General features: G+C 67.8%; 24 protein-coding genes, 1 tRNA gene and 1 pseudogene. 22 read left to right on the top strand and 4 right to left on the bottom strand.

The features are described from left to right. Both ATK74_RS06815 and ATK74_RS06810 read right to left on the bottom strand, forming a co-directional pair. Positions 1-3,711, bottom strand: coding sequence for a multifunctional oxoglutarate decarboxylase/oxoglutarate dehydrogenase thiamine pyrophosphate-binding subunit/dihydrolipoyllysine-residue succinyltransferase subunit (locus ATK74_RS06815; RefSeq protein ID WP_098460330.1), 3,711 nt, complete (start codon positions 3,709-3,711; stop codon positions 1-3). Between the two features lie 137 nt (positions 3,712-3,848). Next, positions 3,849-3,920: transfer RNA gene (locus ATK74_RS06810), tRNA-Arg, on the bottom strand. Positions 3,921-4,083: 163 nt separating this feature from the next. On the opposite strand from ATK74_RS06810, the gene lysA reads away from it, so the two are divergent. The 6 genes from lysA to ATK74_RS06780 all read left to right on the top strand — a co-directional run bounded on the left by lysA (position 4,084) and on the right by ATK74_RS06780 (position 10,576). Then, positions 4,084-5,502 carry a diaminopimelate decarboxylase gene (gene lysA / locus ATK74_RS06805; RefSeq protein WP_098460329.1) on the top strand — a complete coding sequence of 473 codons (1,419 nt, stop codon included), beginning with the start codon at positions 4,084-4,086 and terminating at the stop codon, positions 5,500-5,502. Then, entirely contained in the window at positions 5,499-6,794 is a 1,296-nt protein-coding gene (locus ATK74_RS06800) for a homoserine dehydrogenase (protein ID WP_098460328.1), read from the top strand. Before lysA ends, ATK74_RS06800 begins: the two co-directional genes overlap by 4 nt. After that, on the top strand, positions 6,794-7,393 hold the full coding sequence (gene thrH / locus ATK74_RS06795; protein WP_098460327.1) for a bifunctional phosphoserine phosphatase/homoserine phosphotransferase ThrH: 600 nt from the start codon (positions 6,794-6,796) through the stop codon (positions 7,391-7,393). The genes ATK74_RS06800 and thrH overlap by 1 nt, the downstream gene beginning before the upstream one ends. A gap of 302 nt (positions 7,394-7,695) precedes the next feature. Further along, a complete protein-coding gene (rho, locus tag ATK74_RS06790; RefSeq protein WP_098462089.1) occupies positions 7,696-9,408 on the top strand; it encodes a transcription termination factor Rho in 1,713 nt (570 codons plus the stop codon). Between the two features lie 68 nt (positions 9,409-9,476). Beyond that, on the top strand, positions 9,477-10,001 hold the full coding sequence (locus tag ATK74_RS06785) for an RNA polymerase sigma factor (RefSeq protein WP_098460326.1): 525 nt from the start codon (positions 9,477-9,479) through the stop codon (positions 9,999-10,001). Next, entirely contained in the window at positions 9,998-10,576 is a 579-nt protein-coding gene (locus tag ATK74_RS06780; protein ID WP_098460325.1) for a hypothetical protein, read from the top strand. Before ATK74_RS06785 ends, ATK74_RS06780 begins: the two co-directional genes overlap by 4 nt. Positions 10,577-10,583: 7 nt before the next feature. Here ATK74_RS06780 and ATK74_RS06775 read toward each other — a convergent pair whose 3' ends face one another. After that, positions 10,584-11,846 carry a GNAT family N-acetyltransferase gene (locus ATK74_RS06775; protein WP_211283303.1) on the bottom strand — a complete coding sequence of 421 codons (1,263 nt, stop codon included), beginning with the start codon at positions 11,844-11,846 and terminating at the stop codon, positions 10,584-10,586. A gap of 347 nt (positions 11,847-12,193) precedes the next feature. Between ATK74_RS06775 and rpmE the strand changes: the two genes are divergently transcribed. From rpmE to ATK74_RS06695, 16 genes and pseudogenes are all read left to right on the top strand, one after another. Further along, positions 12,194-12,403: a 50S ribosomal protein L31 gene (gene rpmE / locus ATK74_RS06770; RefSeq protein WP_098460323.1), complete on the top strand. Its 210-nt coding sequence runs from the start codon at positions 12,194-12,196 to the stop codon at positions 12,401-12,403. Between the two features lie 75 nt (positions 12,404-12,478). Further along, the gene (prfA, locus tag ATK74_RS06765) at positions 12,479-13,552 is read left to right on the top strand and encodes a peptide chain release factor 1 (protein ID WP_098460322.1); all 1,074 of its coding nucleotides are present in this window, start codon (positions 12,479-12,481) and stop codon (positions 13,550-13,552) included. Further along, positions 13,549-14,388, top strand: coding sequence for a peptide chain release factor N(5)-glutamine methyltransferase (gene prmC, locus ATK74_RS06760; RefSeq protein WP_098460321.1), 840 nt, complete (start codon positions 13,549-13,551; stop codon positions 14,386-14,388). Before prfA ends, prmC begins: the two co-directional genes overlap by 4 nt. A 5-nt stretch (positions 14,389-14,393) precedes the next feature. Further along, the gene (locus ATK74_RS06755) at positions 14,394-15,029 is read left to right on the top strand and encodes an L-threonylcarbamoyladenylate synthase (protein ID WP_098460320.1); all 636 of its coding nucleotides are present in this window, start codon (positions 14,394-14,396) and stop codon (positions 15,027-15,029) included. Positions 15,030-15,031: 2 nt separating this feature from the next. Next, positions 15,032-16,141 (top strand): MraY family glycosyltransferase, encoded by a 1,110-nt coding sequence (locus tag ATK74_RS06750; RefSeq protein WP_098460319.1) that lies wholly within the window; start codon positions 15,032-15,034, stop codon positions 16,139-16,141. Then, positions 16,128-16,586: a hypothetical protein gene (locus tag ATK74_RS06745; protein ID WP_143483582.1), complete on the top strand. Its 459-nt coding sequence runs from the start codon at positions 16,128-16,130 to the stop codon at positions 16,584-16,586. Before ATK74_RS06750 ends, ATK74_RS06745 begins: the two co-directional genes overlap by 14 nt. A 58-nt stretch (positions 16,587-16,644) precedes the next feature. After that, a complete protein-coding gene (locus ATK74_RS06740; protein WP_098460317.1) occupies positions 16,645-16,839 on the top strand; it encodes an AtpZ/AtpI family protein in 195 nt (64 codons plus the stop codon). A gap of 29 nt (positions 16,840-16,868) precedes the next feature. After that, positions 16,869-17,660: a F0F1 ATP synthase subunit A gene (gene atpB / locus ATK74_RS06735; RefSeq protein WP_098462087.1), complete on the top strand. Its 792-nt coding sequence runs from the start codon at positions 16,869-16,871 to the stop codon at positions 17,658-17,660. 33 nt (positions 17,661-17,693) lie between these two features. Further along, positions 17,694-17,921 (top strand): ATP synthase F0 subunit C, encoded by a 228-nt coding sequence (atpE, locus tag ATK74_RS06730; RefSeq protein WP_098460316.1) that lies wholly within the window; start codon positions 17,694-17,696, stop codon positions 17,919-17,921. A gap of 23 nt (positions 17,922-17,944) precedes the next feature. Then, entirely contained in the window at positions 17,945-18,487 is a 543-nt protein-coding gene (locus ATK74_RS06725) for a F0F1 ATP synthase subunit B (protein ID WP_425440111.1), read from the top strand. Next, complete coding sequence (locus ATK74_RS06720; protein ID WP_098460314.1) at positions 18,484-19,281, top strand: F0F1 ATP synthase subunit delta; 798 nt, start codon at positions 18,484-18,486, stop codon at positions 19,279-19,281. The genes ATK74_RS06725 and ATK74_RS06720 overlap by 4 nt, the downstream gene beginning before the upstream one ends. A gap of 24 nt (positions 19,282-19,305) precedes the next feature. Continuing rightward, positions 19,306-20,794 (top strand): annotated as a pseudogene (gene atpA / locus ATK74_RS06715) (F0F1 ATP synthase subunit alpha); the annotation flags it as partial. A gap of 158 nt (positions 20,795-20,952) precedes the next feature. Then, positions 20,953-21,861: a F0F1 ATP synthase subunit gamma gene (locus ATK74_RS06710; RefSeq protein ID WP_098460312.1), complete on the top strand. Its 909-nt coding sequence runs from the start codon at positions 20,953-20,955 to the stop codon at positions 21,859-21,861. A gap of 13 nt (positions 21,862-21,874) precedes the next feature. After that, on the top strand, positions 21,875-23,326 hold the full coding sequence (atpD, locus tag ATK74_RS06705; protein WP_098460311.1) for a F0F1 ATP synthase subunit beta: 1,452 nt from the start codon (positions 21,875-21,877) through the stop codon (positions 23,324-23,326). Between the two features lies 1 nt (position 23,327). After that, positions 23,328-23,735, top strand: coding sequence for an ATP synthase F1 subunit epsilon (gene atpC / locus ATK74_RS06700; protein ID WP_098460310.1), 408 nt, complete (start codon positions 23,328-23,330; stop codon positions 23,733-23,735). Between the two features lie 18 nt (positions 23,736-23,753). Further along, a complete protein-coding gene (locus ATK74_RS06695; RefSeq protein WP_098460309.1) occupies positions 23,754-24,194 on the top strand; it encodes a DUF2550 domain-containing protein in 441 nt (146 codons plus the stop codon). On the opposite strand, the gene ATK74_RS06690 is transcribed toward ATK74_RS06695, so the two are convergent. After that, positions 24,151-24,816, bottom strand: coding sequence for a cob(I)yrinic acid a,c-diamide adenosyltransferase (locus ATK74_RS06690; protein ID WP_098460308.1), 666 nt, complete (start codon positions 24,814-24,816; stop codon positions 24,151-24,153). The genes ATK74_RS06695 and ATK74_RS06690 overlap by 44 nt on opposite strands. Positions 24,817-24,862: the final 46 nt, after the last annotated feature.

The following is a 24,862-nucleotide window of genomic DNA, read 5'->3' as shown; positions in this document are numbered from 1 at the left end:
CTACTCGGTAAGGGCTCGATCGAGCAGTTCGGCCTCCTGCGCCTGGTGCGCCTTGACCGATCCGACCGACGGCGCGGACGCTGCCGGCCGGGTCACCCCCTGCAGTTTCAGCTGGTAGCCGGGGATGACATCGGCGATGGCCTGCGGCAGATGCAGCTGCAGGAACCACCATGCGCCCTGGTTCTCCGGCTCGTCCTGAACCCACCGGATGTCGCTGACCTGAGGGTACTTGGCCAGTTCGGCAGCCAGTTCGGCGGTCGGCAACGGGTAGAGCCGCTCCAGCGACAGAATCGCCACCTGCTCGTCCAGTCCGGCGCGTTCCCGGGCGGCGATCAGTTCCCAGCGGATCTTGCCCGAGCAGAGCAGGACTCGGCGGACCTTGCTGGGATCGGTGATGGTCGGGTCGCCCTGAGCCGGACGCCACTTGCCCTGGGTGAACTCTTCCACCGGCGAGACGGCCATCTTGTGTCGCAGCATCGACTTCGGAGTGGCCACCACCACCGGACGGTGCCAGTTCACGTAGGCGTGGGTGCGCAGCAGGTGGAAGTAGCTGGCCGGGGTGGACGGGTGGCAGACCGCCAGTGCGCCTTCGGAGCACAAGGTGAGCCACCGCTCGATCCGGGCCGACGAGTGGTCGGGGCCCTGGCCTTCGTAGCCGTGGGGGAGCAGCAGCACCACGCCGGACTTCTGGGTCCACTTGGCGTTGCCGGCCGCGATGAACTCGTCGGCGATGGTCTGGGCACCGTTGGCGAAGTCGCCGAACTGCGCTTCCCACAGCACCATGGCATCCGGTGCGGCCACCGAGTAGCCGTACTCGAAGCCCATCCCGGCGTACTCGCTGAGCAGGGAGTCGAAGATGTGGAAGGCGCCCTGCTGTTCGCTGAGGTGCTTCAGCGGCACGTAGGTCTCGGCGGTCACCCGATCCACCACCGCGGCGAAGCGCTGGCTGAAGGTGCCCCGCCGGGTGTCCTGGCCGACCAGTCGGACCGGACGTCCCTCCATCACCAGCGAGCCCAGAGCGAGCAACTCGGCCGTGGCCCAGTCGATCGGGCCGGTCCGAATGGCCTCGGCCCGGCGCTCCAGCTGCGGCAGCACCTTGGGGTGCACGGTGAAGCCCTCGGGGAAGCGCAGGTGGGCGGCGGCGATCGCCTCCATCTGCTCGGAGGTGATCGCGGTGCCCTGATCCTTGCCCAGCTTGGCCGGGTAGTACGGGGTCTTCGGCTCCTCGGCTGGAGTGGTGGCCGCCTCGCGGACCTCCTTGAAGACACCCTCGAGCCGCTCGCGGAACCGGGCCAAGACCTGGTCGGCATCGTCGGTGGTGATGTCGCCACGGCCGATCAGCGCCTCGGTGTAGAGCTTGCGGACGCTGCGCTTCTGCTCGATCAGGTCGTACATCTGGGGCTGGGTGAAGCTCGGGTCGTCGCCCTCGTTGTGGCCGCGGCGGCGGTAGCAGACCAGGTCGACCACGACATCGCGTCCGAACCGCTGGCGGTAGTCGAAGGCGACCTGGGCCACCCGGGCGACGGCCTCGGGATCGTCCCCGTTGACGTGGAAGACCGGGATCTGGAAGCCCTTGGCCACGTCGGTGGAGTAGACGCTGGACCGGGAGTCCATGGGTGCCGTGGTGAATCCGACCTGGTTGTTGACCACCAGGTGGATCGTGCCGCCGGTCTTGAAGGCGCGCAGCTGGCTCATCTGCAGGGTCTCGTAGACCACGCCCTGTCCGGAGAAGGACGCGTCGCCGTGCAGCAGGACGGCCATCACCGGCCAGTCCGGACGCTTGCCGATCCGATCGATCTTGGCCCGGACGATGCCCTCGACCACCGGGTTCACCGCCTCCAGATGGGACGGGTTCGCGGCCACAGAGGTCTTGATCACCTTGCCGCTGGCTGCGGTGAACTCGCCCTCAGCGCCCAGGTGGTACTTCACGTCGCCGCTGCCGGTCTGCAGCCGGGGATCGTAGTTGCCCTGGAACTCGCGGAAGATCTGCGCGTAGGACTTGCCGACGATGTTGGCCAGCACGTTCAGCCGGCCGCGGTGCGGCATCCCGATGACGACCTCTTCGACGTTGTCGTCAGCGGCCCGCTCGCAGAGTTCGTCGAGGAACACGATGGCCGACTCGCCGCCTTCGAGGGAGAACCGCTTCTGGCCCACGAACTTGGTCTGCAGGAAAGTTTCGAACACCTCGGCCTCGTTCAGCCGGTCGAGGATGCGCAGGTGCTCCTCCTTCGGCCAGGCCTGGAAGGGCCGCTCGAACCGCTCCTGGATCCAGGTGCGCTGGGTGTTGTCGGAGATGTGCATGTACTCGAGGCCGACGGTGCGGCAGTAGGAGTCGCGCAGTCGGACCAGAATCTCGCGCAGCGGGATCACCTGGCCGGTGAGTCCGCCGAAGCCGCCCACCGGGAACTCGCGATCCAGATCCCAGAGGGTGAGCCCGTGGAACTCCAAGGTCAGCTCGGGGTGGGTCCGCTGCCGGTACTCCAGCGGATCGATGTCGGCCATGTAGTGGCCGAGGTTGCGGTAGGCCGAGATCAGCGAGAAGACCCGAGCGCTGCGTGGGATCGAGCCCAGCTTCTCGTCGCTGATGTCGCTGGCCCAGCGGATCGGGGTGTAGGGGACCCGCAGCGAGTCGAAGATCTCGTCGTAGAAGTCGTGCTTGCCGATCAGCAGCTCGTGGATCCGCTTGAGGAACTCCCCGGACTGAGCGCCCTGGATCACCCGATGGTCATAGGTCGAGGTGAGCGTGGTCACCTTCGACACGGCCAGCTGGTTGATCCGGGCCGCGCTGGCGCCCTGGAACTCCGGCGGGTAGTCGATCGAGCCGACTCCCAGGATCACGCCTTGTCCGGACATCAGTCGCGGCACCGAGTGGTTGGTGCCCAGACCGCCGGGGTTGGTCAGCGAGGCGGTGGTGCCGGCGAAGTCGTCCACGCCGAGTGCGCCCTCGCGGGCCTTGGCGACCAGCCGCTCGTAGGCGGCCCAGAACCCGGCGAAGTCCAGGTCCTCGCAGTGCTTGATGTTGGGGACGAGCAGCTGCCGGGTGCCATCGGGACGCTTGGAGTCGATGGCCAGGCCTAGGTTGATCGTCGCCGGGGTGACCAGGAACGGCTTGGACTCGATCAGCTCGTAGGAGTTGTTCATCTCCGGGAACGCCTTCAGCGCCTGCACCATGGCCCAGCCGATCAGGTGGGTGAAGGAGACCTTGCCTCCGGTGCTGCGGGACAGGTGGGAGTTGATCATCTCCCGCTGGTCGATCACCAGCTTCATGGGCACGTCACGGACGCTGGTGGCGGTCGGCACGGTCAGCGACACGTCCATGTTGGCCGCAGTCCGGGCCGGGGCGCCGCGCAGCGGAGTCTTGGTCGACTCGGTGGCGGTCTTGGCGACCGGCTGCGGGCTGCGCGGGCGGTCAGCCGACACGCCGCGACCTGAGCCGGGGCCTTCAGGGCTGGTGTGGCCGGTCGCCTCCGGCGTCGGTTCGGCGGTCAGCGGACGGCTGGGAGCCGGGCTGGCCTGCTCGACGACCGGGCTGGCCGGTGCCGCCGCGGCCGAGCTGGTCGGGCCCTCGGCGGCGAAGAAGGCCGCCCAGGCCGGTTCGACGGAGGTGGGATTGGCTCGGTACTGATCGCGCAACTCCTCGATCAGCCAATCGTTGGCCCCGAATTCATCGCCCGTGGCGGACGGCGCGGACTTTCGCGGCGCTTGAGTCACTTTCGTTATCTCCTATGGCGGCATCGATGCACTTCCGCTCGATGGTACTCACCAGGTACCTACTGACGGGGGTGCCAGAGGGGGTAATTGGAATAGGAAAGGGCTAAGCAGTTTGGCCAAGGCCGGCGCCACAAGGGCGCCCCCGGCGCGATTCGAACGCGCGCTCCCGCCTCCGGAGGGCGGTGCTCTATCCCCTGAGCTACGGGGGCCCGGCCCCAAAGGGCCGAAGGTGACTGTAGCAAACCCCGGCCCCAGAAGCCGCATCGTCGATCAGGGCGTCGACTCGACGGCTCAGAACGCGGGCGCGGGCAGGCCGTCCAGATCCGACCGCGCAGCCGGTGCGGGGGCCCCCGATCTGGCACAGTTGCGGCCATGACCCACATGCACGTTGCCGGCGCGATCCACGCCGACGTCGCCTCACCGGCCCCGGTGTGGCTGACGCGGCCTGACGACGTCAACGAGCTGACTACCAAGCTGTGGAGCAGCAACACCAAGCGCGAAGAAGACGGGGTCATTTCGATCGCCGGAGTACGGGTCACCGACCTGGCCGAACAGGTCGGGACGCCGGTCTACGTCCTCGACGAGGACGACTTCCGCACCCGCGCCCGGACCTGGCGGGAAGCCTTCGCCGGTTGGACGGTCTACTACGCCAGCAAGGCGTTCATTTCCACCGTGGTGGCCCGCTGGCTGGCCGAAGAAGGCCTCAGCGTCGACGTTGCGTCGCTGGGCGAACTGACCGTTGCTCTGCGCGGCGGCGTCGATCCGGCCCGGATCGCGCATCACGGCAACAACAAGTCCGATGCCGAGCTGCGGGTCTCGCTGACCAGCGGCGTCGGCCGGATCGTGGTGGATTCCTCCGACGAGATCACTCGGCTGGAGCGGCTGTGCGCCGAACTCGGCGTCACTGCGAAGGTGATGGTCCGAGTCACCACCGGCGTCGAGGCGCACACCCACGAGTACATCGCCACCGCCCACGAGGATCAGAAGTTCGGCTTCTCGATCGGCGGCGGCCAGGCGCTGGTGGCGCTGTTCCGCTGCCAGAACAGTCCTCACCTGGACCTGGTCGGCGTGCACTCGCACATCGGCAGCCAGATCTTCGACACCAACGGCTTCGAAGTGGCTGCTCGGCGCACCCTGAAGCTGTTCGCCCAGTTCCGGGAGGCGACCGGCCAGGAGCTGCCCGAGCTGGATCTGGGTGGTGGCTTCGGCATCGCCTACACCAAGGAGGACACTCCGTCCTCGGCGGCCGACCTGGCTGCCGGGCTACGCGAGATCGTCCGTCATGAGTGCGCCGGCTATGGGTTGAACGTCCCGCGGCTGTCGATCGAGCCGGGCCGCGCCCTGATCGGTCCGGCCGGGACGGCGCTGTACCGGGTCGGCACCGTGAAGCCGGTCGAGCTGGGCTCGGGCTTCAGTCGGCGCTACCTGTCGGTGGACGGCGGAATGAGCGACAACATCCGTCCGGCGCTCTACGCGGCCGAGTACTCCGCGGCGCTGGCCAATCGAGTCTCCGACGCCGAGCCGGTGATCTCCCGGGTGGTCGGCGTGCACTGCGAGGGCGGCGACATCCTGGTCCGCAACGAGTTCCTGCCCGGTGACACCGGGGTCGGGGATCTGCTCGCTGTGCCGGCCTCCGGCGCCTACAGCCGGGCCATGGCCAGCAACTACAATCACACGCCGAGGCCGCCGGTGGTTGCGGTGAACCACGGTCGGATCACCACCATCCTGCGCCGCGAGACGCTGGACGATCTGCTCGCGCTGGATGCCGGGCTGGAGAAGAGCGAGTCATGACGAGGTCGGAGTCGGCGCCACTGAAGGTGGCGTTGCTGGGTTGTGGAGTCGTCGGCTCCCAGGTGGCCCGCCAGCTGATCGAGCAGGCCGAGGACCTGCGAGCCCGAATTGGCCGTCCGCTGGAGCTGGTCGGGATCGCGGTGCGCCGCCTGGAGATCGAGCGGCCCGGGATCGATCGGGCGCTGCTGACCGATGACGCCTTCGCACTGGCCTCGCGCCCGGACGTCGATCTGGTGATCGAGCTTCTGGGCGGCATCGAACCGGCCCGCAGCCTGATCCTGGCCGCGATCGCCGCCGGTTCTTCGGTGATCACCGCCAACAAGGCCCTGCTGGCCGAAGACGGTGCGACCATCTACAGCGCGGCCGAGGACGCCGGCGTCGACCTCTACTACGAGGCCGCGGTGGCCGGCGCGATTCCGATCGTCCGTCCGTTGCGCGAGTCGCTGGTCGGTGACGAGGTCACCGCCGTGGTCGGCATCGTCAACGGCACCACGAACTTCATCCTCGATCAGATGCACACCGAGGGCACCGACTTCAGCACCGCTCTGGTGCAGGCTCAGCAGCTCGGCCTTGCCGAGGCCGATCCGACCGCGGACGTGGAGGGCTTCGACGCCGCGTCCAAGGCTGCGATCCTGGCCAGCCTGGCCTTCCACACCCGGGTGCGGCTCTCCGACGTCGATCGGGAGGGGATCACCGGGGTCACGGCGGCCGACATCGCTGCCGCCAAGGAGCGCGGCTGCGTGATCAAGCTGCTGGCCCGCTGCTCGCTGAGTGCGGACGGCTCGATTGCGCTCGGGGTGCACCCGACCATGGTGGCCAAGGCCCACCCGCTGGCCTCGATCCCGGGTGCCTACAACGCGATCTTCATCGAGTCGCGCAATGCCGGACAGCTGATGTTCATGGGACCGGGCGCCGGCGGTTCGCCAACCGCGTCCGCCGTGCTGGGTGACCTGGTCACCGCGGCCCGGAACCGGGTCCGCGGCGGACTCGGCCCGGGGGAGTCGCACTACTCCGAGCGCGGGATCACCCCGGCCGGGGAAATCAGCTCGCGCTACTACGTCTCGATGACCGTCCACGACGAACCCGGCGTGCTGGCGGCCGTGGCCACCAGCTTCGCCGAGCATGGGGTGTCGTTGCAGGCGGTCCGTCAGGAGAGTCAGGGCGCCGAGGCGCGTCTTGGGGTGACCACGCACCTGGCCAAGCACCACCAGGTGATCGAGGCCATCGCCGAACTGGACCGAATGCCGGAGGTCCACGCCGGCATCTCGTTGATGCGGGTGGAGGGCGCCTGATGAAGTTGGCCTGCCTGGACCTGGAAGGGGTCCTTGTCCCCGAAATCTGGATCCGGGTGGCCGAAGCCACAGGCATCGAAGAACTGCGGCTGACAACGCGGGACGTGTCCGATTACGACGTGCTCATGAAGCACCGGATCACCACGCTCGAGCAGCACGGGATCGGGCTGTCGCTGATCCAGCAGGTGATCGCCGAGATGGGGCCGATGCCCGGGGCCGCGGAGTTCCTCGACCAGCTGCGCAGCAGCTTCCAGGTGGTCATCCTCTCCGACACCTTCTATGAGTTCGCCATGCCGCTGATGGCGCAACTGGGATACCCGACGCTGTTCTGCCATCGGCTGCTGGTGGAGAACGACCGGCTGGTCGGCTACCAGCTGCGCCAGCCCGACTCGAAGCGGGCTGCGGTCAAGGCCTTCCACGGGCTGAACTTCCAGGTGGTCGCCTCGGGTGATTCCTACAACGACACCGCCATGCTGGCCGAGGCCGATGCCGGGATCCTCTTCCGGCCGCCGGCCAATGTGATCGCCGAGTTCCCGCAGTTCCCGGTCACCACCGAGTACACCGGCTTGCTGGAAGCGTTCACGAGCGCGCTGAGCTGATCCTGCTCGGGTTTACTGCCACGCCGGAAAGTCGGTGCTACAGTTTTGTATGCGCCAGTCGGCGCCGCCCCCAGATCGGGCAGGACGAACGCAGTCAACTTACGCGTTACGTCGAGAGATCCCAGCCGTGAGATCCGATCAACTGGCATTTCAGATCTGGCAGTCAATCCCCGTAGCTCAGCTATGAGCAAGGCCGAGCCCGTTCAGACGTAACGGAGCCCTGCCGATCCGAAAGGACTTCCGTGACCGACACCGTCGACGCCACGACCACCGCGCCCCGCAAGCGTTCGGGGCTGGACAGCATGCTGCTGCCCGAACTCAAGCAGCTTGGCGCCTCGCTCGGCGTCAAGGGCGCCAACGCCATGCGCAAGGGCGACCTGGTCGCCGCCATCAAGACCGCTCAGTCCGGTTCCCGTCCAGCGTCGGACGAGGCCAGGAGCGAGCAGCCGCGTACCGAGTCCAGCCGCTCTGGCTCCCGTCGCCGTTCCTCGGCCAAGACCGAAGAGTCGGCCGGAGAGCAGGTCACGGCGCCCGCCGTTGAGCCGGCCCGGACGGCTCCGTCCGCCGAGCCCGAGCGCAACGCGTCCGCCGGTGACGTCGACGACGTCGCTTCCCGGCTGGAGGCACTCAAGTCCGGCGGTGAGGGCGGCGGACGCAACCGTCGCCGTCGCGACAGTGGTGACGACGAGCAGCGCTCGGCCGAGCCGCAGCGCCAGCCCCAGCTGCCCAGCAACGACAGCGACGACCTCGGTGGCGGTGGACGCCGCAGCCGCCGGCGCCGCAATCGCGATCGTCAGCAGAACAACCGTCGCCGTCCCGGCAGCGGTGGCGGCGGGCTGCCCGGCCTGGACCGGATGGAAGCCGACCCGGTGGTCAACGAGGACGATGTCCTGCTTGAGATCTCCGGCATCCTCGACGTGCTCGACAACTACGCGTTCGTCCGCACCACCGGCTACCTGCCCGGCCCGAACGACGCCTATGTCTCGCTGTCTATGGTCAAGAAGTGGGGCCTGCGCAAGGGCGACATCGTGGCCGGAGCGATCAAGGCCCCCAAGGAGGGCGAGCGGCGCGAGAAGTTCAACCCTCTGGTCCGGATCGACGCCATCAACGCCGACGCCCCGGAGAAGGCCAAGGACCGTCCCGAGTTCCAGAAGCTGACCCCGCTGTACCCGCAGGAGCGGTTCCGCATGGAGACCACTCCGCTGAACATGACCGGCCGGATCATCGACCTGGTCTCGCCGATCGGCAAGGGCCAGCGCGGTCTGATCGTCTCCCCGCCCAAGGCCGGCAAGACCTTGGTGATGCAGGCCATCGCCAACGCCATCACCGCCAACAACCCCGAGGTGCACCTGATGGTCGTCCTGGTGGACGAGCGTCCCGAGGAGGTCACCGACTTCCAGCGGACCACCTCCGGCGAAGTGATCGCCTCCACCTTCGACCGTCCGGCCGATGACCACACCACGATCGCCGAACTGGCCATCGAGCGGGCCAAGCGCCTGGTCGAGCTGGGCCGCGACGTGGTCGTCCTGCTGGACGGCATCACCCGCCTGGGCCGCGCCTACAACCTGGCTGCCCCTGCGTCAGGACGCATCCTGTCCGGTGGTGTCGACTCCGCAGCCCTCTACCCGCCGAAGAAGTTCTTCGGTGCGGCCCGCAACATCGAGGACGGCGGCTCGCTGACCATCTTGGCCACGGCGCTGATCGAGACCGGTTCGAAGATGGACGAGGTGATCTTCGAGGAGTTCAAGGGCACCGGCAACATGGAGTTGCGGCTGCGTCGTGAGCTCGCCGACAAGCGGATCTTCCCGGCCATCGACCCGGTGGCCTCCGGCACCCGGCGCGAGGAACTGCTGCTGGGCCGCGAAGAGCTGGCGATCATCTGGAAGCTGCGCCGCGTGCTCAGCGCTCAGGAGCCGCAGGCCGGCCTGGAGATGCTGCTCAACCGGATGCGCAAGACCCAGAGCAACCGCGAGTTCCTGATGGTGATCTCCAAGACCACTCCGAACCCGGAGTAGTCGACCAAGACGGGGTTGTCCGGCGGAAAGTCGAAGGACTGAGCCGGACATAGCCAAGAGTGGATTCCATGGACGAGCGCCGGCAGCGCTTCGAGCAGCTGGCCCCGGCCCTGATCGGCGATGTACGCCGTTTCCTGGCTCGACGCACCGATCCTGCGACCGCAGAGGACGTGCTCGCCGAGACCCTGTTGGTGTGCTGGCGACGCCTCGACGATCTGCCTGACCCGCCGACCCCGTGGGCCTACGGGGTGGCGCGCAACTGCCTGGCCAATGCCGAGCGCTCACATCGTCGGCGCGGACGCCTCTTCGCCCGACTCGCCGTGGTCGATCCACCGCGGCCGATCCCGGCCCCCGAGCCGGCCGACGTCGACCTGATCGCGGTCCTGGACCGGCTGCGTCCGGTCGACGCCGAGGTGTTGCGGCTATGGGCCTGGGAGGATCTCGGCCCGTCCGAGATCGCCGAGGTCCTGCAGATCTCGGTCAACGCGGCCAATCTGCGACTCCACCGAGCCCGAGCGCGGCTTCGCGACGAACTCGGAAAGCCTGACCAGGCGTCCGGACATATCGAGACGACAGGAGGGAGCAGGCAATGAACGATTCGGAGTTGCGCGAGCAACTGCGCGCGGCCGACCCGGCCAACGAACTCACGCCGCTTGCCCCCGATCAGCTTGATCGTCTGATGGAGGACACCATGGCCCAGAGTTCACCCACGTCCGGCTCGCGCTGGCGCATTCTCGTTGCCGCTGCTGCGGTCCTCGCCGTCGGCGGCGGCGCCTGGCTGTTCGGCAGCCTGCCCGGCACCCAGCAGCAGGCTCCGGCCACGCCGGCGGCCGCGATCCGGCTTACTGCGGGCTCGGCCATGGCCAAGTGCATCCCGCCGCAGGCCGCGACCCTGGCCGCAGAGGCCGACTACGCCTTCGCCGGCACGGTGACCGCGGTGTCCGACGGCGTGGTGACCTTCCAGGTGTCAAAGACCTACCGCGGCGCACCCGCCGAGCGGGTCGAGATCGCGGTGGCCGGTCACAGCGAGTCGCTGATGGGCGGGGCCAGTCCGACGGTGGGCGGGCAGTACCTGATCGCGGCCACCCACGGTGCGGCCATGGGCTGCGGCTACTCAGGTACCGCCGACACCCCGGGGCTGGCCGAGCTCTTCGCGCAGGCCTTCTAGACCGAACCTAGAAGACCCAGCTCGCGACCGGAGCCGTCGGCCAACCGAAGGCCACCGAGGTGCTGGCCAGCTTCGTCCCGGTCAGATCTGCGACCAGGCCGGCGCTGGCCAGTTCGGTCAGCGAGGTGCCACCCAGATAGACCGCGCCCAGTTCGCGGATGTCCAGCCGCAGGTCGGCCGGCCGATCGGTGCGCTGGACGGATGCCTGAGCGAACGGCTCGGCCCGCAACTGCCAGCGTCCGGCGTTGTCCGGTAGTTCGGCATCGCTCACCTCGAGCACCACGTCCAGCCCGGCCTGGTACTGGCGTCCGGCCAGCGCAGTGGGCAGGTCGAGCAGGCGCAGCCACAGCTGGTCGGACCAGGTCGGGTTGGCGGCCCGGACGTCCACCAGCAGGCTGAGCAGGGGATCGTCGAGGGCCAGCATGCCGGTCTGCACCTTGGTGGTCAGATCCAGGTCCAGCAGCTTGGACCAGATCAGGTGCGCGACCGACGCCTCCGGGGTGACCAGCTCCAGCACTCCCACCTCGTAGTCGGGATTGCCGCCGTCATTCCAGCTCGGCTTGCGGCGGAAGATGGCGTAGCCGACCGGGGTGGCGTCGCGCTCGGCGATCAGAATCCGCTGGGTCTCGCGGCCAGCGTGGAAGCTGGGGGAGTTGCACAGCCAGCGGCGCTGCTGCTGTTCGGTGCTGCGGGTGACCCAGCCGGGACGATCCACGCTGCCGTGCAGGTCCGCCACCAGCTGGGCATGGGCGTCATAGCTGACCGTCTCGATCCGGAAGGTCAGGTCCTCGGTTGGCACCGGACGCAACTCGGCCCCACGCGGGACGGTCAGCGTTGTGCTCCGGGCGGCCAGGCCGTAGCCGAAGCGTCCGTAGATGGCCGGCTCGGCCGCGAAGAGCAGGGAGATCGGCTCCTTGCGGGCCAGCGAGTGGGCGAAGTGGGAGGAGATCATGGATCTGAGCAACCCGCGGCGGCGCCACTGCGGATGCACGCCCACCCAGGTCAGACCGGAGATGTCCAGGCGTCCGCCGGGAACCGGGGTCGAACCGAACGGGTAGGAGGCGTGCAGGGCCGCCAGCTGGTGCCCGTCCGGCGACATGGCCCAGGTGCGCTCCCACGGCAGCGCGTTGGGCAGCTCCAGCATCGACTCGATCGGGTCCGGGTTCGGGAAGGCCCACGTGTCCAACTCGAGCACGTCCCGCAACCGGTCCTCGCCGAGAGCGAGTTCGTGGAGGCCTTCGGGGACCATGCGGTGCGCAGATGGAGTCATACGTCCACTCTGCCGGTCCGAGGGCGCCGCTCGCCACATCTCCGCGTCCGCCGCTATCACCGGTGCTGCCGGTCGCCGGCTCGTGGCCGTGCTACCGGTTCGTCGCCGTGCTACCGGTTCGTCGCCGTGCTACCGGTGGACGGGTAGCGCGGTGGGGTGACCGGTAGCGTCGTCTGTGGAGCCGGTAGCGTCGCGCACCGAGCGGTAGCGCGGGCTGGGTGGGGGACGGTTTGGTTCGGCGGTGTTGATCGGGCACAATAGACCCTTGGTTCCGGTTCACGCCGCGGGGCAGATCCAGCCCCACCTTCACAGATGGCGACCCGGTGCCCTTGAAACCAGGAGAAGACATGAAGCAGGGCATTCATCCCGATTACGTTGAGACCCAGGTGACGTGCACCTGTGGCAACACCTTCACCACCCGGAGCACCTCCAAGAACGGCGTCATGCACGCCGAGGTGTGTGCGGCCTGCCACCCGTTCTACACGGGCAAGCAGAAGATCCTCGATACCGGTGGTCGAGTGGCGCGCTTCGAGAAGCGTTACGCCAAGAAGAAGTAGCTTCGTCAACGCCGGGTACCAGGTCCGTCCTGGTGCCCGGCGTTTGTCGTTGTCAGGGCCGACCAAGGAGGACCGATGTTCGAAGCTGCCGCAGGGATACCCGAGGAGTTCGCCGCGCTGGAGGCGCAGCTGGGCGACCCCGCCGTGCATGCCGACGTCGCTCTGGCCCGAAAGATCGGACGTCGCTACGCCGAACTGACCCCGATCGTGAAGGCGCTGAACGCCCACGAGGAGCTCAGCGCCGACCTGGTGGCCGCCCAGGAACTGGCCACCGAGGACGCGACCTTCGCCGTCGAGGCCGAGCAGCTCAGCGCCGAACTCGCGCAGCTGGAGGAACGGCTGGCTCGGTTGTTGGCTCCGCGTGACCCCAACGATTCGGCGGACTGCCTGATCGAGATCAAGTCCGGTGAGGGCGGCGAGGAGTCGGCGCTGTTCGCCGCCGACCTGTTGCGGATGTACGCCAAGTTCGCCGAGACCAAGGGCTGGCGGCTGGAGATCCTGGACGCGCAGGAGACCGACCTGGGCGGCTACAAGTCGATCACGGCAGCGGTGAAGGCCTCCGGCAATCCCGGTCCGGACAACGCTCCTTACGGAGTGTTGAAGTTCGAGGGCGGCGTCCATCGGGTGCAGCGGGTGCCGGTCACCGAGTCGCAGGGGCGCATCCACACCTCCGCAGCCGGCGTGCTCGTGATGCCCGAGGTCGAGGCCACCGAGGTGGAGATCAACGAGGACGACCTGCGGGTGGACGTGTACCGCTCGTCCGGTCCCGGCGGTCAGGGCGTGAACACCACCGACTCCGCGGTCCGGATCACCCACCTGCCCACCGGCATCGTGGTGTCCTGCCAGAACGAGCGCTCCCAGCTGCAGAACAAGGAGACCGCCATGCGCATGCTGCGGGCTCGGCTGGTCACCCGCGCCGAGGAAGAGGCGGCGGCCTCCGCCTCGGCCGCCCGGCGCTCGCAGGTGCGCACCGTGGACCGCTCGGAGCGGATCCGCACCTACAACTTTCCGGAGAACCGGATCGCCGATCACCGGATCGGCTTCAAGGCCCACAACCTGGACCAGGTGCTGGCTGGCGACCTCGGCCCACTGGTCGAAGCCCTCCAGGCCGCCGAACTCGCCGAGCGGCTCGGCACCACCGCCGGATGACCGGGGTCGGGGCGGTACTGGCTTCGGCATCGGCCAGGCTGGGCTCACCGGCCGAGGCCCGGACGTTGCTGGCCCACGCTGCCGGCGTCGAGCCGTCGCGGCTGATTCTGCTGGGTGCGGTCGAGCCATCGGTTGAGGCGGACTTCGCCAGGCTCGTGGAACGCCGAGCGGCCGGCGAGCCGCTGCAGTACCTGACCGGTGTGGCCTGGTTCCGGACGATCTCGGTCCAGGTGGCCCCCGGAGTGTTCATTCCGCGTCCGGAGACCGAGGTGATGGTCGGCTGGGCCCTGGAGCAGCTGGCCGGACGCGGTCCGCAGCCCATCGTGGTGGAACTCTGCGCGGGCAGCGGAGCCATCTCGGCGGCCATCGCCGCCGAGCATCCGGGCTGTCGGCAGTACGCCGTCGAGCTGTCCGAGGACGCCTACCGGATGGCCCAGACCAACCTGGCCGGGACCGAGGTCGACCTCCGGCTCGGCGACATGGCCGATGCGTTCCCCGAACTGGACGGCCAGGTGGACCTGGTGATCGCCAACCCGCCCTACATTCCGCTGCAGATGTGGGAGCACGTGGCCGCCGAGGTGCGGGCGCACGAGCCCGAAATCGCGCTGTTCTCCGGCCTGGACGGGCTGGACGCACTGCGCGTGGTGGCGAAGGTGGCCGGCCGACTGCTGCGGCCCGGCGGTGCCGTCTGCGCCGAACATGCCGAAGTCCAGGGCCAGGCCGTGCAGGAGGTGTTCGTCGAGGCCGGCAGTTTCGTCCGGGTCGGCGATCATCGTGACCTCAATGACCGCCCCCGGTTCGTCACGGCCATCCGGGCCGGCAACCTGGCAGGATGAGACCTATGTCCGAGACCCTCGACATTCGCACCGATCCCGAAGCCGCAATCCAGGCCGCAGTGGACGCGGTGCGCGACGGTGAGTGCATCGTGCTGCCGACCGACACGGTCTACGGAATCGGTGCTGATGCCTTCTCCGCCGACGCGGTTCGCGGATTGCTCGAGGCGAAGGGACGGGGTCGCGACATGCCGCCGCCGGTACTGATCGCCGATGCCAGCGTGCTGCGGTCGCTGACCGACGAGCTGGCCGACGAGGTGCTCGCCGTGGCCGACGCGTTCTGGCCGGGCCCGCTGACCCTGATCCTTCCGCTCCAGCCGGAGCTTGGCCTGGACCTGGGCGACCTGGGCGACACCATCGCGGTCCGGGTGCCCGACCATGACTTCACTCGCGAGCTGCTGCGGGCCACCGGCCCGCTGGCCGTGAGTAGCGCCAACACCACCGGCAACCCGGCGGCGGCCTCCATCGCCGAGGCCATCGAACAGCTGGGGGACTCGGTGGCGGTTTACCTCGACGGTGGCCCGGCCAGCGGCCCGGTGCCGTCCACGATCGTAGATCTCACCGGCCAGCCCACCATCTTGCGAGCTGGCCGGATCAGCGCCGAGGCCTTGGCTCAGCATCTCCCCGGCCTGACCGAGGGCTGAGCATGCGCGTCTACCTCCTGGTGGCGCTGGTCGCCGCGGCAGTCACCTACTTGCTCAGTGGGTTGGCTCGTCGGTTGGCCTTCCGGTTCAACGCGGTGGCAGCGGTCCGGGATCGCGATGTGCACACCCGTCCGGTGCCGTACTTCGGCGGTATCTCGATGTGGTTCGGACTGGCGGCCGCCTTCCTGGTGGCCACCAAGCTGCCCTGGCTGGGCGGCTTCGCCGCGGTCACCCATGACGCCGGCGTGGTCCTGCTGGCCGGGGGAGTGATCTGTGCGGTCGGCGTCCTGGACGACCTGTTCGAGCTGAACGCCCTGGCCAAGATCGCCGGGCAGCTGTTGGCCGCCGGCATCGCTGTGGCCAACGGGGTGAAGGTGTTCTGGATCCCGCTGCCGGACGCCATCATCTCGCTCGATGACGGCAGCTCGATCGTGGTCACCGTGGTGCTGATCTTCATCGCCGTGAACGCCATCAACCTGATCGACGGTCTGGACGGCCTGGCCGCCGGTGTGGTGGCCATCGGTGCCGGCGCCTTCTTCGCCTACGCCTACCTGCTGGCCTGGGATCAGGAACTCGTCCGAGCCACCACGGCCAGCCTGGTCACTGTGGCCACCGTGGGCATCTGCCTGGGCTTCCTGCCCTACAACCTGCACAAGGCCCGGATGTTCATGGGCGACTCCGGCTCGATGCTGCTCGGCTTCCTGCTGGTCACCTCGATGATCAGCCTGACCGGCCAGCTCGACCCGTCCCGGCTGACCGCCTTCGGCGCCAACACTGCGGCGGCCTATCTGCCGCTGCTGCTGCCGCTGGCGGTGATGGCGTTGCCCTTCCTGGACCTGGTGATGGCCTACGTCCGCAGGACCCTGGCCGGGAAGCTCTGGTATCAGGCTGACAAGCAGCATCTCCACCACCGGATGCTCAACCTCGGCCACAGTCACCGGGGGGCAGTGGCCCTGCTCTGGCTCTGGTCGGCCGTGGTCGCCTACGGAGTTGTGCTTATTGGCTTGTTCCCGCTTCCGCTGACCTATGTGGGCGTCCTGATCGGGATCGCCCTGGCCGCGCTGCTCACCTGGGGGCGGCGACCCCGTCGATCCGGCGATGCCAAGACCTGACCGAGTGGCGCGCCGAGCCAGCGTGCTGCAGTCCAGAGCGGCCCGGCTGTTGCGGGCCGGGCTGATCGGTGGACACCTGGCTCTGCTCGCCTCCGCAGTGGTCTTCGGGGTGCTGCACGGCTTCTACGGCGCTCTGTGGTCGGTGCTATCCGGCCTAGTCACAGTCCTTTTCTTCACCATCGGCCAGGGGATCCAGGTGGTGGTGGCCGATGCGGATCCCAAGGTCGTGTTCGCCGCCTCGATGACGTCCTATGTGCTCCGGGCGGCCGGATTGGGCCTGCTGCTGGCGGCGGCGCAGGCCGCGAACGGGCGCCTTGTCGGGCTGGATCCGATGGCGATCGCCATCACGGCGATCGCAGTCGTGATCGGGTGGCTGGCGGTGGAGATCTTCGTCTTCACTCGGCTGCGAATCCCGAGCTTCGATCCACCTGCTGACCCTCGGTGAGAGGTGGCTTGGCCGGTGGTAAAAGCCCCCGGCACTGGCTGCTAGAGTCAGGTAAACCATGGACGAGCGCAGCGGCATGGACGCCGGGATCCGGGCAGTGAGTCTGCTGATTTCGGGTCTGCTCTGCTACGGAGGGCTGGGTTGGCTCCTCGATAGCTGGCTGCACACGTCCTGGCTGCTACCAGTGGGTCTGATTCTCGGCGCGGTGGCCGGGATCTACCTGGTCATTGTGCGGTATGGACGTTCGGTTTGATCGAGCAGACAGGAGGTTCGGTGTCCGCGATGATCGGACTGCTGATCCCACTAGAGGGCTTCCCGCCCGGGGTGCACAGCTTCGACTCCAAACCGCTCTTCCCCGAATGGGGTCCGGCCTGGTTCTGGGTGAACAACCACTTGGTGCAGGCCGTGATTGCTGCCGCTTTGGTGATCGGCTTTTGGATGTGGATGTCGCGCGGCCACAAGGTGGTGCCGGGCAAGCGGCAGTTCCTCGGCGAGCTCGCCTACAACCTGGTCCGCAACAGCATCGCCCGGGACATCCTCGGCCACGAGTACCGCAAGTTCCTGCCCTATCTGCTCGCCCTGTTCAGCTTCATCCTGGTGAACAACCTCTTCGGCGAGTTCTTCCTGTTCATGTTCCCGACGTTCTCCAAGATCGGCTACGTCTGGGGCCTGGCGCTGTGCTCGTGGATCCTCTACAACGGCGCCGGCATCTACAAGTACGGGCTGTTCACCTACCTGCGTAAGGCCACGCTGCCCGAGGGCGTCCCGGTGCTGCTGTGGCCGCTGATCATTCCCCTGGAGTTCCTGTCGAACTTCATCGTCCGCCCGGTCACGCTGGCCCTGCGTCTGTTCGCCAACCTGTTCGCCGGACATCTGGTGATCCTGGTCTTCATCCTGGGTGGCACCCTCCTGCTCGAGTCGGGCCAGCTCGGCCTGATGGCAGCCGGTGGGGTATCGGTGCTCTTCAGCTTCGCCATCTTCGCCCTGGAGCTTTTCGTAGGCTTCCTGCAGGCCTATATCTTCACCGTCCTGACCGCCCAATACGTCTCCTCTGCAGTCGCCGAGGAACACTGACCACGCTTGTAAACCACCGAAAGGAAAGCGCAAATGCTGCCTCTGGAAGCCGTCCTCAACGGTTCGCTGAACATGATCGGCTACGGCCTGGCCACGCTCGGCCCGGGCCTCGGCGTCGCCTGGATCTTCTCCTCGGTGATCAACGGCACTGCCCGCCAGCCTGAGGCCCGCGGCGCGATGCTGAGCACCGCCTGGATCGGCTTTGCCGTGGTCGAGGCGCTGGCCATCATCGGCATCGCCCTCGCCTTCGTTATTCAGTGAGGCCGGTCGGCATGTTGCCGCTGCTGACTCCACTGGAATCCGATTCCGGAGGCGGAATCGCCGTCTTGCTGCCGGCTCTGCCGGAGCTGTTGGCTGGAATCGTCCTGTTCGGCATCATCTGGTTCGTTGCGGCGAAGAAGGTGGTCCCGATGTTCGAGGCCACCTACGCAGAGCGCACCGCTGAGATCGCCGGTGGTATCGAGAAGGCCGAAGCCGCGCAGAAAGAGGCTGCCGCCGCTCTGGCCAGCTACACCGAGCAGCTGTCCGGTGCCCGGGCCGAGGCGGGTCACATCCGCGAAGAGGCCAAGGCTCAGGCCGCTGCCATCGCCGCCGAGATCCGGCAGCAGGCGCAGGCCGACTCCGAGCGGATGCTGGCTAGTGCCAAGGCCGCCATCGAGGCCGAGCGGATCGCCGCCATGCACCAGCTTCGTTCCGAGATCGGCGGGCTGGCCACCGAACTGGCCGGCCGGATCGTGGGGGAGTCGCTGGAGTCCGAAGAGCGTGCTCAGCGCACCGTTGACCGGTTCATCGCCGAACTGGAGTCCCAGCCCGAGGTGAGTGCATGAACACAGCCACCCTGGCCAGGCAGTCGGAGTTGGATCGCTGCGTGGACGCGGCCGAACTGACCACGACCCTGGCCGCGGAGCTGTTGGAGGTGGCCGACCTGCTGGCCGGCGAGCCGCGATTGCGCAATGCCCTCTCTGACCCGACGACTGCGGATCAGCGGCGCCGGGATCTTGTCGAGGCGGTGCTGGGCGGCAAGCTCAGCGCCGGCACGCTGACCGTGGTCGGCCAAGCAGCAGCCCTGAAGTGGGGCAGCGGCGGACGGCTGATCCAGGTGCTGCGCCGCCAGGCGCTGCGAGTTCTGCTCGGCCTTTCCCAGCAGGACGGACGGCTGGACCGGGTCGAGGAGGAGCTGTTCCGCCTGGGCCGGACCGCCGTGGCCAGCCACGAGCTGCGCAAGGCCCTGGACGATCACAGCACGCCGGTGGCGGCGCGCCGTCGGCTGGTGGCCGAGCTGGTGTCGGCCAAGGTCGATCCGATCACCTTGGCCCTGGCCGAGCAGGCCGTCCCGGCCGACGAAGGCACCTTCGCCTTCGGCATCGATGAGGTGCTGGCGCTGGCTGCCCAGGCCCGCCAGCGCTCGATCGCAACGGTGACGGTGGCCCGTCCGCTCACCCAGGAACAGCACGACCGGCTGGCCGCGGTGCTGGTGCGCCAGCTCGGCCGGCAGGTGAACCTCCAGGTCGTCATCGACCCGAACGTGATTGGCGGAGCTCGAGTCCAGGTGGGTGACCAGGTGATCGAAGGAACCCTGGTCAGCCGGCTCGCCGCTGCCGCACAACATCTGACCAAGTAGAGACCGAAAGCAGAAGGTAACCAAATGGCGGAACTGACCATCAGCCCCGAGGAGATCCGGGACGCGCTGGACAAGTTCGTGTCGGAGTTCCACCCCGACGTTGCGGCCACGGACGAGGTCGGCACCGTGGTGACTTCCGGTGACGGCATCGCTCGGGTCGAGGGGCTGCCCTCGGCCATGGCCAACGAGCTGCTGGAGTTCTCCGACGGCACCTTGGGCATCGCGCTGAACCTGGACGTCCGCGAGATCGGCGTCGTGGTGCTGGGCGACTCCGACGGCATCGAAGAGGGCTCCGTGGTCAAGCGGACCGGCGAGGTGCTGGCCGTCCCGGTGGGCGACGGCTACCTGGGCCGCGTGGTGGACGCCATGGGCAACCCGATCGACGGTCTGGGCGAGATCAAGGACATCACCGAGCACCGGGCACTGGAGCTGCAGGCGGCCGGCGTGATGGATCGGCAGAGCGTGAACGAGCCGCTGCAGACCGGAATCAAGGCCATCGACTCGATGACCCCGATCGGTCGCGGCCAGCGTCAGCTGATCATCGGCGACCGCAAGACCGGCAAGACCGCCATCGCCATCGACACGATCATCAACCAGAAGGCGAACTGGGCCACCGGCGACCCGAAGAAACAGGTGCGCTGCATCTACGTGGCCATCGGTCAGAAGGGCTCCACCATCGCCTCGCTGCACACCGTGCTCGAAGAGGCCGGCGCCATGGAGTACACCACCATCGTGCACTCGCCGGCTTCGGACCCGGCCGGCTACAAGTACATCGCGCCGTACACCGGCTCGGCCATCGGTCAGCACTGGATGTATGGCGGCAAGCACGTCCTGATCATCTTCGACGACCTGACCAAGCAGGCCGAGGCCTACCGCTCGATGTCGCTGCTGCTGCGCCGTCCGCCGGGCCGCGAGGCTTACCCCGGCGACGTCTTCTACTTGCACAGCCGTCTGCTGGAGCGCTGCGCGAAGCTGTCCGATGAGCTGGGCGGTGGCTCGATGACCGGCCTGCCGATCATCGAAACCAAGGCCAACGACGTCTCGGCCTACATCCCGACCAACGTGATCTCGATCACCGACGGCCAGATCTTCCTGCAGTCGGACCTGTTCAACGCCAACCAGCGTCCCGCCATCGACGTGGGCATCTCGGTCTCCCGAGTCGGCGGCGCCGCCCAGGTGAAGGCCATGAAGTCGGTGGCCGGCACCTTGAAGATCGGCCTGGCCCAGTACCGCGATATGGAAGCGTTCGCCATGTTCGCCTCCGACCTGGACGCCGCCTCCCGGCGCCAGCTCGATCGTGGCGCCCGACTGGTCGAACTGCTCCGCCAGCCGCAGTACAGCCCCTACCCGGTCGCCGATCAGGTGGTCAGCGTGTGGGCCGGCACCACCGGCAAGTTCGACAACGTTCCGGTGGCCGAGGTGCTCGCCTTCGAGCAGGAGTACCTGGCCTACCTCAAGCACAACACCAAGGTGCTCGAGGTGATCGCCGAGACCGGCCAGTTCACCGATGACACCAAGCAGGCCGCCGAAGACGCTCTGGCCGCTTTCCGCACGCAGTGGGTGAGCAAGACCGGCGACTCGCTGGTGGAGGGCGATCCGGCCGCCGACGCCATCGAGGACGCCGATCTCAGCCACGAGCAGATCGTGGTGAAGAAGAAGCGGAGCTGATCGATGGCGACCAGCCTTCGCGAGCTCCGACAACGCCGCAAGTCGGTCACTGCGACCAAGAAGATCACCCGGGCGATGGAACTCATCGCGTCCTCGCGGATCATCAAGGCGCAGCAGGCCGCCGCCCGGGCGCTGCCGTACACCCGCGAGCTGAACCGAGCGGTCTCCGCGGTGGCCAACTACTCCCATCAGGATCATCCGCTGACCCGCTCGGTGGAGAACCCCAAGCGGGTCGCGGTGCTGTTCATCACCTCCGACCGGGGCATGAACGGCGCCTACTCCTCGAACGTGATCAAGACCGTGGCCCAGATTCGGCAGCGGCTCACCGAAGAGGGCAAGGAGATCGTCCGCTACGTGGTGGGACGCAAGGGGATCGGCTTCCTCAACTACCGCCAGCTCCCGATCGAGGCGTCCTGGGACGGTTTCTCCGACTCGCCCACCTACGACCGGGCCGTGGAGATCTCCGACCGGCTGCTGGCCGACTTCCTGCGCCCGACCGAAGAGGGCGGTGTGGACGAGATCTGGGCGGTCTACACCCGGATGGAGTCGATGCTCTCCCAGGTGCCGCGAGTGCGCCGGGTGCTCCCGCTGGAGGTCGTCGAAGGCGTCCACGAGGTCGGCGAGGCCGAGGCCGTGCCGCTCTACGAGTTCGAACCCGACCCCAACACCGTGCTCGATTCGCTGCTGCCGCTCTACATCCGCAGCCGAATCTGGTTCTACCTGCTGCAGTCGGCGGCCTCCCAGCTGGCCAGCCAGCAGAAGGCCATGAAGTCGGCCACCGATAACGCGCAGCAGCTGATCGAACGACTCACTCGGCAGGCCAACCAGGCCCGTCAGGCCGAGATCACCCAGGAAATCACCGAGATCGTCGGCGGCGCGAGCGCGCTGGCCGAATCCGTCGAGAACGACTAGGCAGGCAATAGCGATGACTGTGACCCAGACCGACAAGACCACCGCAGCAGCCGCGGCCGCCGGACGGGTGGTACGGGTGATCGGACCGGTGGTGGACGTCGAGTTCGCCGCCGATCAGATTCCGGCCATCCACAACGCGCTCCTGATCGACATCGAGTCCAGCGAGGGCGTCCACACCATCACCGCCGAGGTTGCTCTGCAGGTCGGTGACAACACCGTCCGGGCCATCTCGCTGAAGCCGACCGACGGTATGCGCCGCGGCGCCACCGTGGTCGACACCGGCGCGCCGATCTCGGTGCCGGTGGGCGATGTCACCAAGGGCCGGGTCTGGAATGTGACCGGGGAGTGCCTGAACGAGGATCTCGACAAGATCACCGTCACTGAGCGCTGGCCGATCCACCGCGACCCGCCGGCCTTCGACGCGCTGGAGCCGAGGACCGAGATGCTCGAGACCGGCATCAAGGTGCTCGACCTGCTGACCCCGTACGTCAAGGGCGGAAAGATCGGCCTGTTCGGCGGTGCCGGCGTCGGCAAGACCGTGCTGATCCAGGAAATGATCTACCGGATCGCCCACAACTTCGGTGGCACCTCGGTGTTCGCCGGTGTCGGTGAGCGCACCCGTGAGGGCAACGACCTGATCCACGAGATGATCGAGGCCGGCGTCATGAAGGACACCGCCCTGGTCTTCGGTCAGATGGACGAGCCGCCGGGCACCCGGCTTCGGGTGGCGCTGTCGGCGCTGACCATGGCCGAGTACTTCCGGGACGTCCAGAACCAGGACGTGCTGCTGTTCATCGACAACATCTTCCGGTTCACCCAGGCCGGCTCCGAGGTGTCCACCCTGCTCGGCCGGATGCCGTCCGCGGTGGGCTACCAGCCGAACCTGGCCGACGAGATGGGCCAGCTGCAGGAGCGGATCACCTCAACCAAGGGTCACTCGATCACCTCGATGCAGGCCATCTACGTCCCGGCCGACGACTACACCGACCCGGCCCCGGCCACCACCTTCGCCCACCTGGACGCCACCACCGAGCTCTCCCGTGAGATCGCCTCCCGCGGTCTGTACCCGGCCGTGGATCCGCTGTCCAGCTCCTCGCGGATCATGGACCCGCAGTTCATCGGCAAGGAGCACTACAACACCGCCACCCGGGTGAAGCAGATCCTGCAGCGCAACAAGGAGCTGCAGGACATCATCGCCATCCTCGGCGTCGACGAGCTGAGCGAAGAGGACAAGATCATCGTGGCCCGGGCCCGCCGGCTCCAGCAGTTCCTGAGCCAGAACACCTACATGGCCGAGAAGTTCACCAACGTGCCCGGATCTACGGTCCCGCTGGCCGACACCATCGAGTCGTTCAAGATGATCTGCGACGGCGAGGCCGACCACATCGCCGAGCAGGCCTTCTTCAATGTCGGTGGGATGGATATGGTTCTGGCGAACTGGGACCGCATCCAGAAGGAAGGCTGACGTGGTCGATGTCCTGCGCGTCGAGGTGGTGTCCTCGACCGGAATCGTCTGGGAGGGCGATGCGCGTAGCGTGATCGTCCGGACCAGCGAGGGCGACATCGGCATTCTGCCCAACCACGAGCCGCTGCTGGCCTCCTTGGTGCCGTGTGCGGCTGAGGTGCTCAGTACGGCCGACACCCGCGAAGTGGTGGCCATCGATGGCGGCTTCGTCTCGGTGGCCGACAACCGGGTCTCTCTGCTCAGTCAGTTCGCGAAGATCGCCGAGGAGATCGATCTGGTGGCTGCCGAGCACGAACTGGCCGCCGCCGAGAAGCGGATCAACGCCGGTGAACTCGATGAAGAGACCCGCCACCACTACCTGCGAGCCCAGGCCCAGGTACGGGCGGCTCGAATGGCCCGCGAGAACTGAGCCGGGGAACTCGCGACGATGGACTGGTTCGGATTGGCGGAAACCGTCGCCCTGATCGTCGTCGTGGCGCTTCTCCTGCCGGTGCTCTACCTGGGTGGACGCCGTCGCTGGCTGTCTCGCCAAGGCGGACTGTTCGACTGCAGCCTGCGGCTGTCCAGCAAGGGACCCGGCGCCGGCTGGGCGCTCGGGGTGGCCCGCTACAGCGGGGACAACCTGGAGTGGTTCCGGGCGTTCTCGGTGGCGCTGCGGCCGAAGGTGATCTTCCCGCGATCGATCTCCCGGGCCGGAGTGCAGCGGGATCCGGACCCGATCGAATCGGTGCTGCTCTACGACGACCAGCGCATTCTCACCATGGAGCTGTCCGACGGACGCAGCTGGGAGATGGCCATGTCGGTGGCCTCGCTGACCGGCCTGCTCAGCTGGCTGGAGTCGGCTCCTCCGGGGGCTCGCTACCGCTGATCTTCTCGCGCTGGCGGCGTCCGCGCGGGTCGAGGACCTCGCGGTCCTTGCCGGGGATCCAGAGCACCTCACCGGAGGCCTGGCCGACGATGCGGCCCAGGATGAACAGCAAGTCCGATAGCCGGTTCAGGTAGGTGATGGCCAGCGGGTTGACCCCGCCCTCCTGGCCGATGCCGTGTACCTCTGCGGCCCGCCAGGCCGTCCGCTCGGCACGGCGTACCACGGCGCGGGCCAGCTGCAGCCAGGACGCGGCCGGGCCGCCGCCGGGCAGGATGAACGACTGCAGCGGCGGCAGCGGATCCCCGAACTCATCGCACCAGCCCTCGAGCCGGTCGATGTACTCCTGAATCACCCGCAGCTGCGGATACGGCGGGTTGTCGGTCAACGGAGTGGCCAGGTCGGCGCCGGCGTCGAACAGCTCGTTCTGCAGATGCGCGATCACCGCCGCCACGGCGGGCGGCAGGTCGGGCTGGGTCGCGGCCAGGCCGAGCAGGCAGTTGGCCTCGTCCACCTGGCCATAGGCCTCGACCCGCAGGTCGGTCTTGCTCGCCTCGGACAGGTCGGCCAGCCGGGTGGTGCCGGCATCTCCGGTCCGGGTATAGATCTTGGTGAGTTTGACCATGGCGTCCAATCAACACCGCGCCGTTGGCGCTGTCAAACGCTCATAC

This window comes from Propionicimonas paludicola (assembly GCF_002563675.1).
In the GTDB taxonomy this organism is placed as follows: domain Bacteria; phylum Actinomycetota; class Actinomycetes; order Propionibacteriales; family Propionibacteriaceae; genus Propionicimonas; species Propionicimonas paludicola.
This window is presented reverse-complemented; position numbering and strand designations above follow the sequence as displayed.

Excerpts from the sequence above, each read along its gene's own strand:
- ATK74_RS06800 (WP_098460328.1), top strand. The coding sequence starts at position 5,499 with ATGACGAGGTCGGAGTCGGCGCCACTGAAGGTGGCGTTGCTGGGTTGT.
- thrH (WP_098460327.1), top strand. The coding sequence starts at position 6,794 with ATGAAGTTGGCCTGCCTGGACCTGGAAGGGGTCCTTGTCCCCGAAATC.
- rpmE (WP_098460323.1), top strand. The coding sequence starts at position 12,194 with ATGAAGCAGGGCATTCATCCCGATTACGTTGAGACCCAGGTGACGTGC.
- ATK74_RS06695 (WP_098460309.1), top strand. The coding sequence starts at position 23,754 with ATGGACTGGTTCGGATTGGCGGAAACCGTCGCCCTGATCGTCGTCGTG.
- ATK74_RS06720 (WP_098460314.1), top strand. The coding sequence starts at position 18,484 with ATGAACACAGCCACCCTGGCCAGGCAGTCGGAGTTGGATCGCTGCGTG.
- atpB (WP_098462087.1), top strand. The coding sequence starts at position 16,869 with ATGATCGGACTGCTGATCCCACTAGAGGGCTTCCCGCCCGGGGTGCAC.
- atpD (WP_098460311.1), top strand. The coding sequence starts at position 21,875 with ATGACTGTGACCCAGACCGACAAGACCACCGCAGCAGCCGCGGCCGCC.
- ATK74_RS06740 (WP_098460317.1), top strand. The coding sequence starts at position 16,645 with ATGGACGAGCGCAGCGGCATGGACGCCGGGATCCGGGCAGTGAGTCTG.
- ATK74_RS06775 (WP_211283303.1), bottom strand. The coding sequence starts at position 11,846 with ATGACTCCATCTGCGCACCGCATGGTCCCCGAAGGCCTCCACGAACTC.
- ATK74_RS06755 (WP_098460320.1), top strand. The coding sequence starts at position 14,394 with ATGTCCGAGACCCTCGACATTCGCACCGATCCCGAAGCCGCAATCCAG.
- lysA (WP_098460329.1), top strand. The coding sequence starts at position 4,084 with ATGACCCACATGCACGTTGCCGGCGCGATCCACGCCGACGTCGCCTCA.
- ATK74_RS06785 (WP_098460326.1), top strand. The coding sequence starts at position 9,477 with ATGGACGAGCGCCGGCAGCGCTTCGAGCAGCTGGCCCCGGCCCTGATC.
- prfA (WP_098460322.1), top strand. The coding sequence starts at position 12,479 with ATGTTCGAAGCTGCCGCAGGGATACCCGAGGAGTTCGCCGCGCTGGAG.
- atpE (WP_098460316.1), top strand. The coding sequence starts at position 17,694 with ATGCTGCCTCTGGAAGCCGTCCTCAACGGTTCGCTGAACATGATCGGC.
- ATK74_RS06690 (WP_098460308.1), bottom strand. The coding sequence starts at position 24,816 with ATGGTCAAACTCACCAAGATCTATACCCGGACCGGAGATGCCGGCACC.
- ATK74_RS06780 (WP_098460325.1), top strand. The coding sequence starts at position 9,998 with ATGAACGATTCGGAGTTGCGCGAGCAACTGCGCGCGGCCGACCCGGCC.
- ATK74_RS06750 (WP_098460319.1), top strand. The coding sequence starts at position 15,032 with ATGCGCGTCTACCTCCTGGTGGCGCTGGTCGCCGCGGCAGTCACCTAC.
- prmC (WP_098460321.1), top strand. The coding sequence starts at position 13,549 with ATGACCGGGGTCGGGGCGGTACTGGCTTCGGCATCGGCCAGGCTGGGC.
- ATK74_RS06710 (WP_098460312.1), top strand. The coding sequence starts at position 20,953 with ATGGCGACCAGCCTTCGCGAGCTCCGACAACGCCGCAAGTCGGTCACT.
- rho (WP_098462089.1), top strand. The coding sequence starts at position 7,696 with ATGCTGCTGCCCGAACTCAAGCAGCTTGGCGCCTCGCTCGGCGTCAAG.
- ATK74_RS06745 (WP_143483582.1), top strand. The coding sequence starts at position 16,128 with ATGCCAAGACCTGACCGAGTGGCGCGCCGAGCCAGCGTGCTGCAGTCC.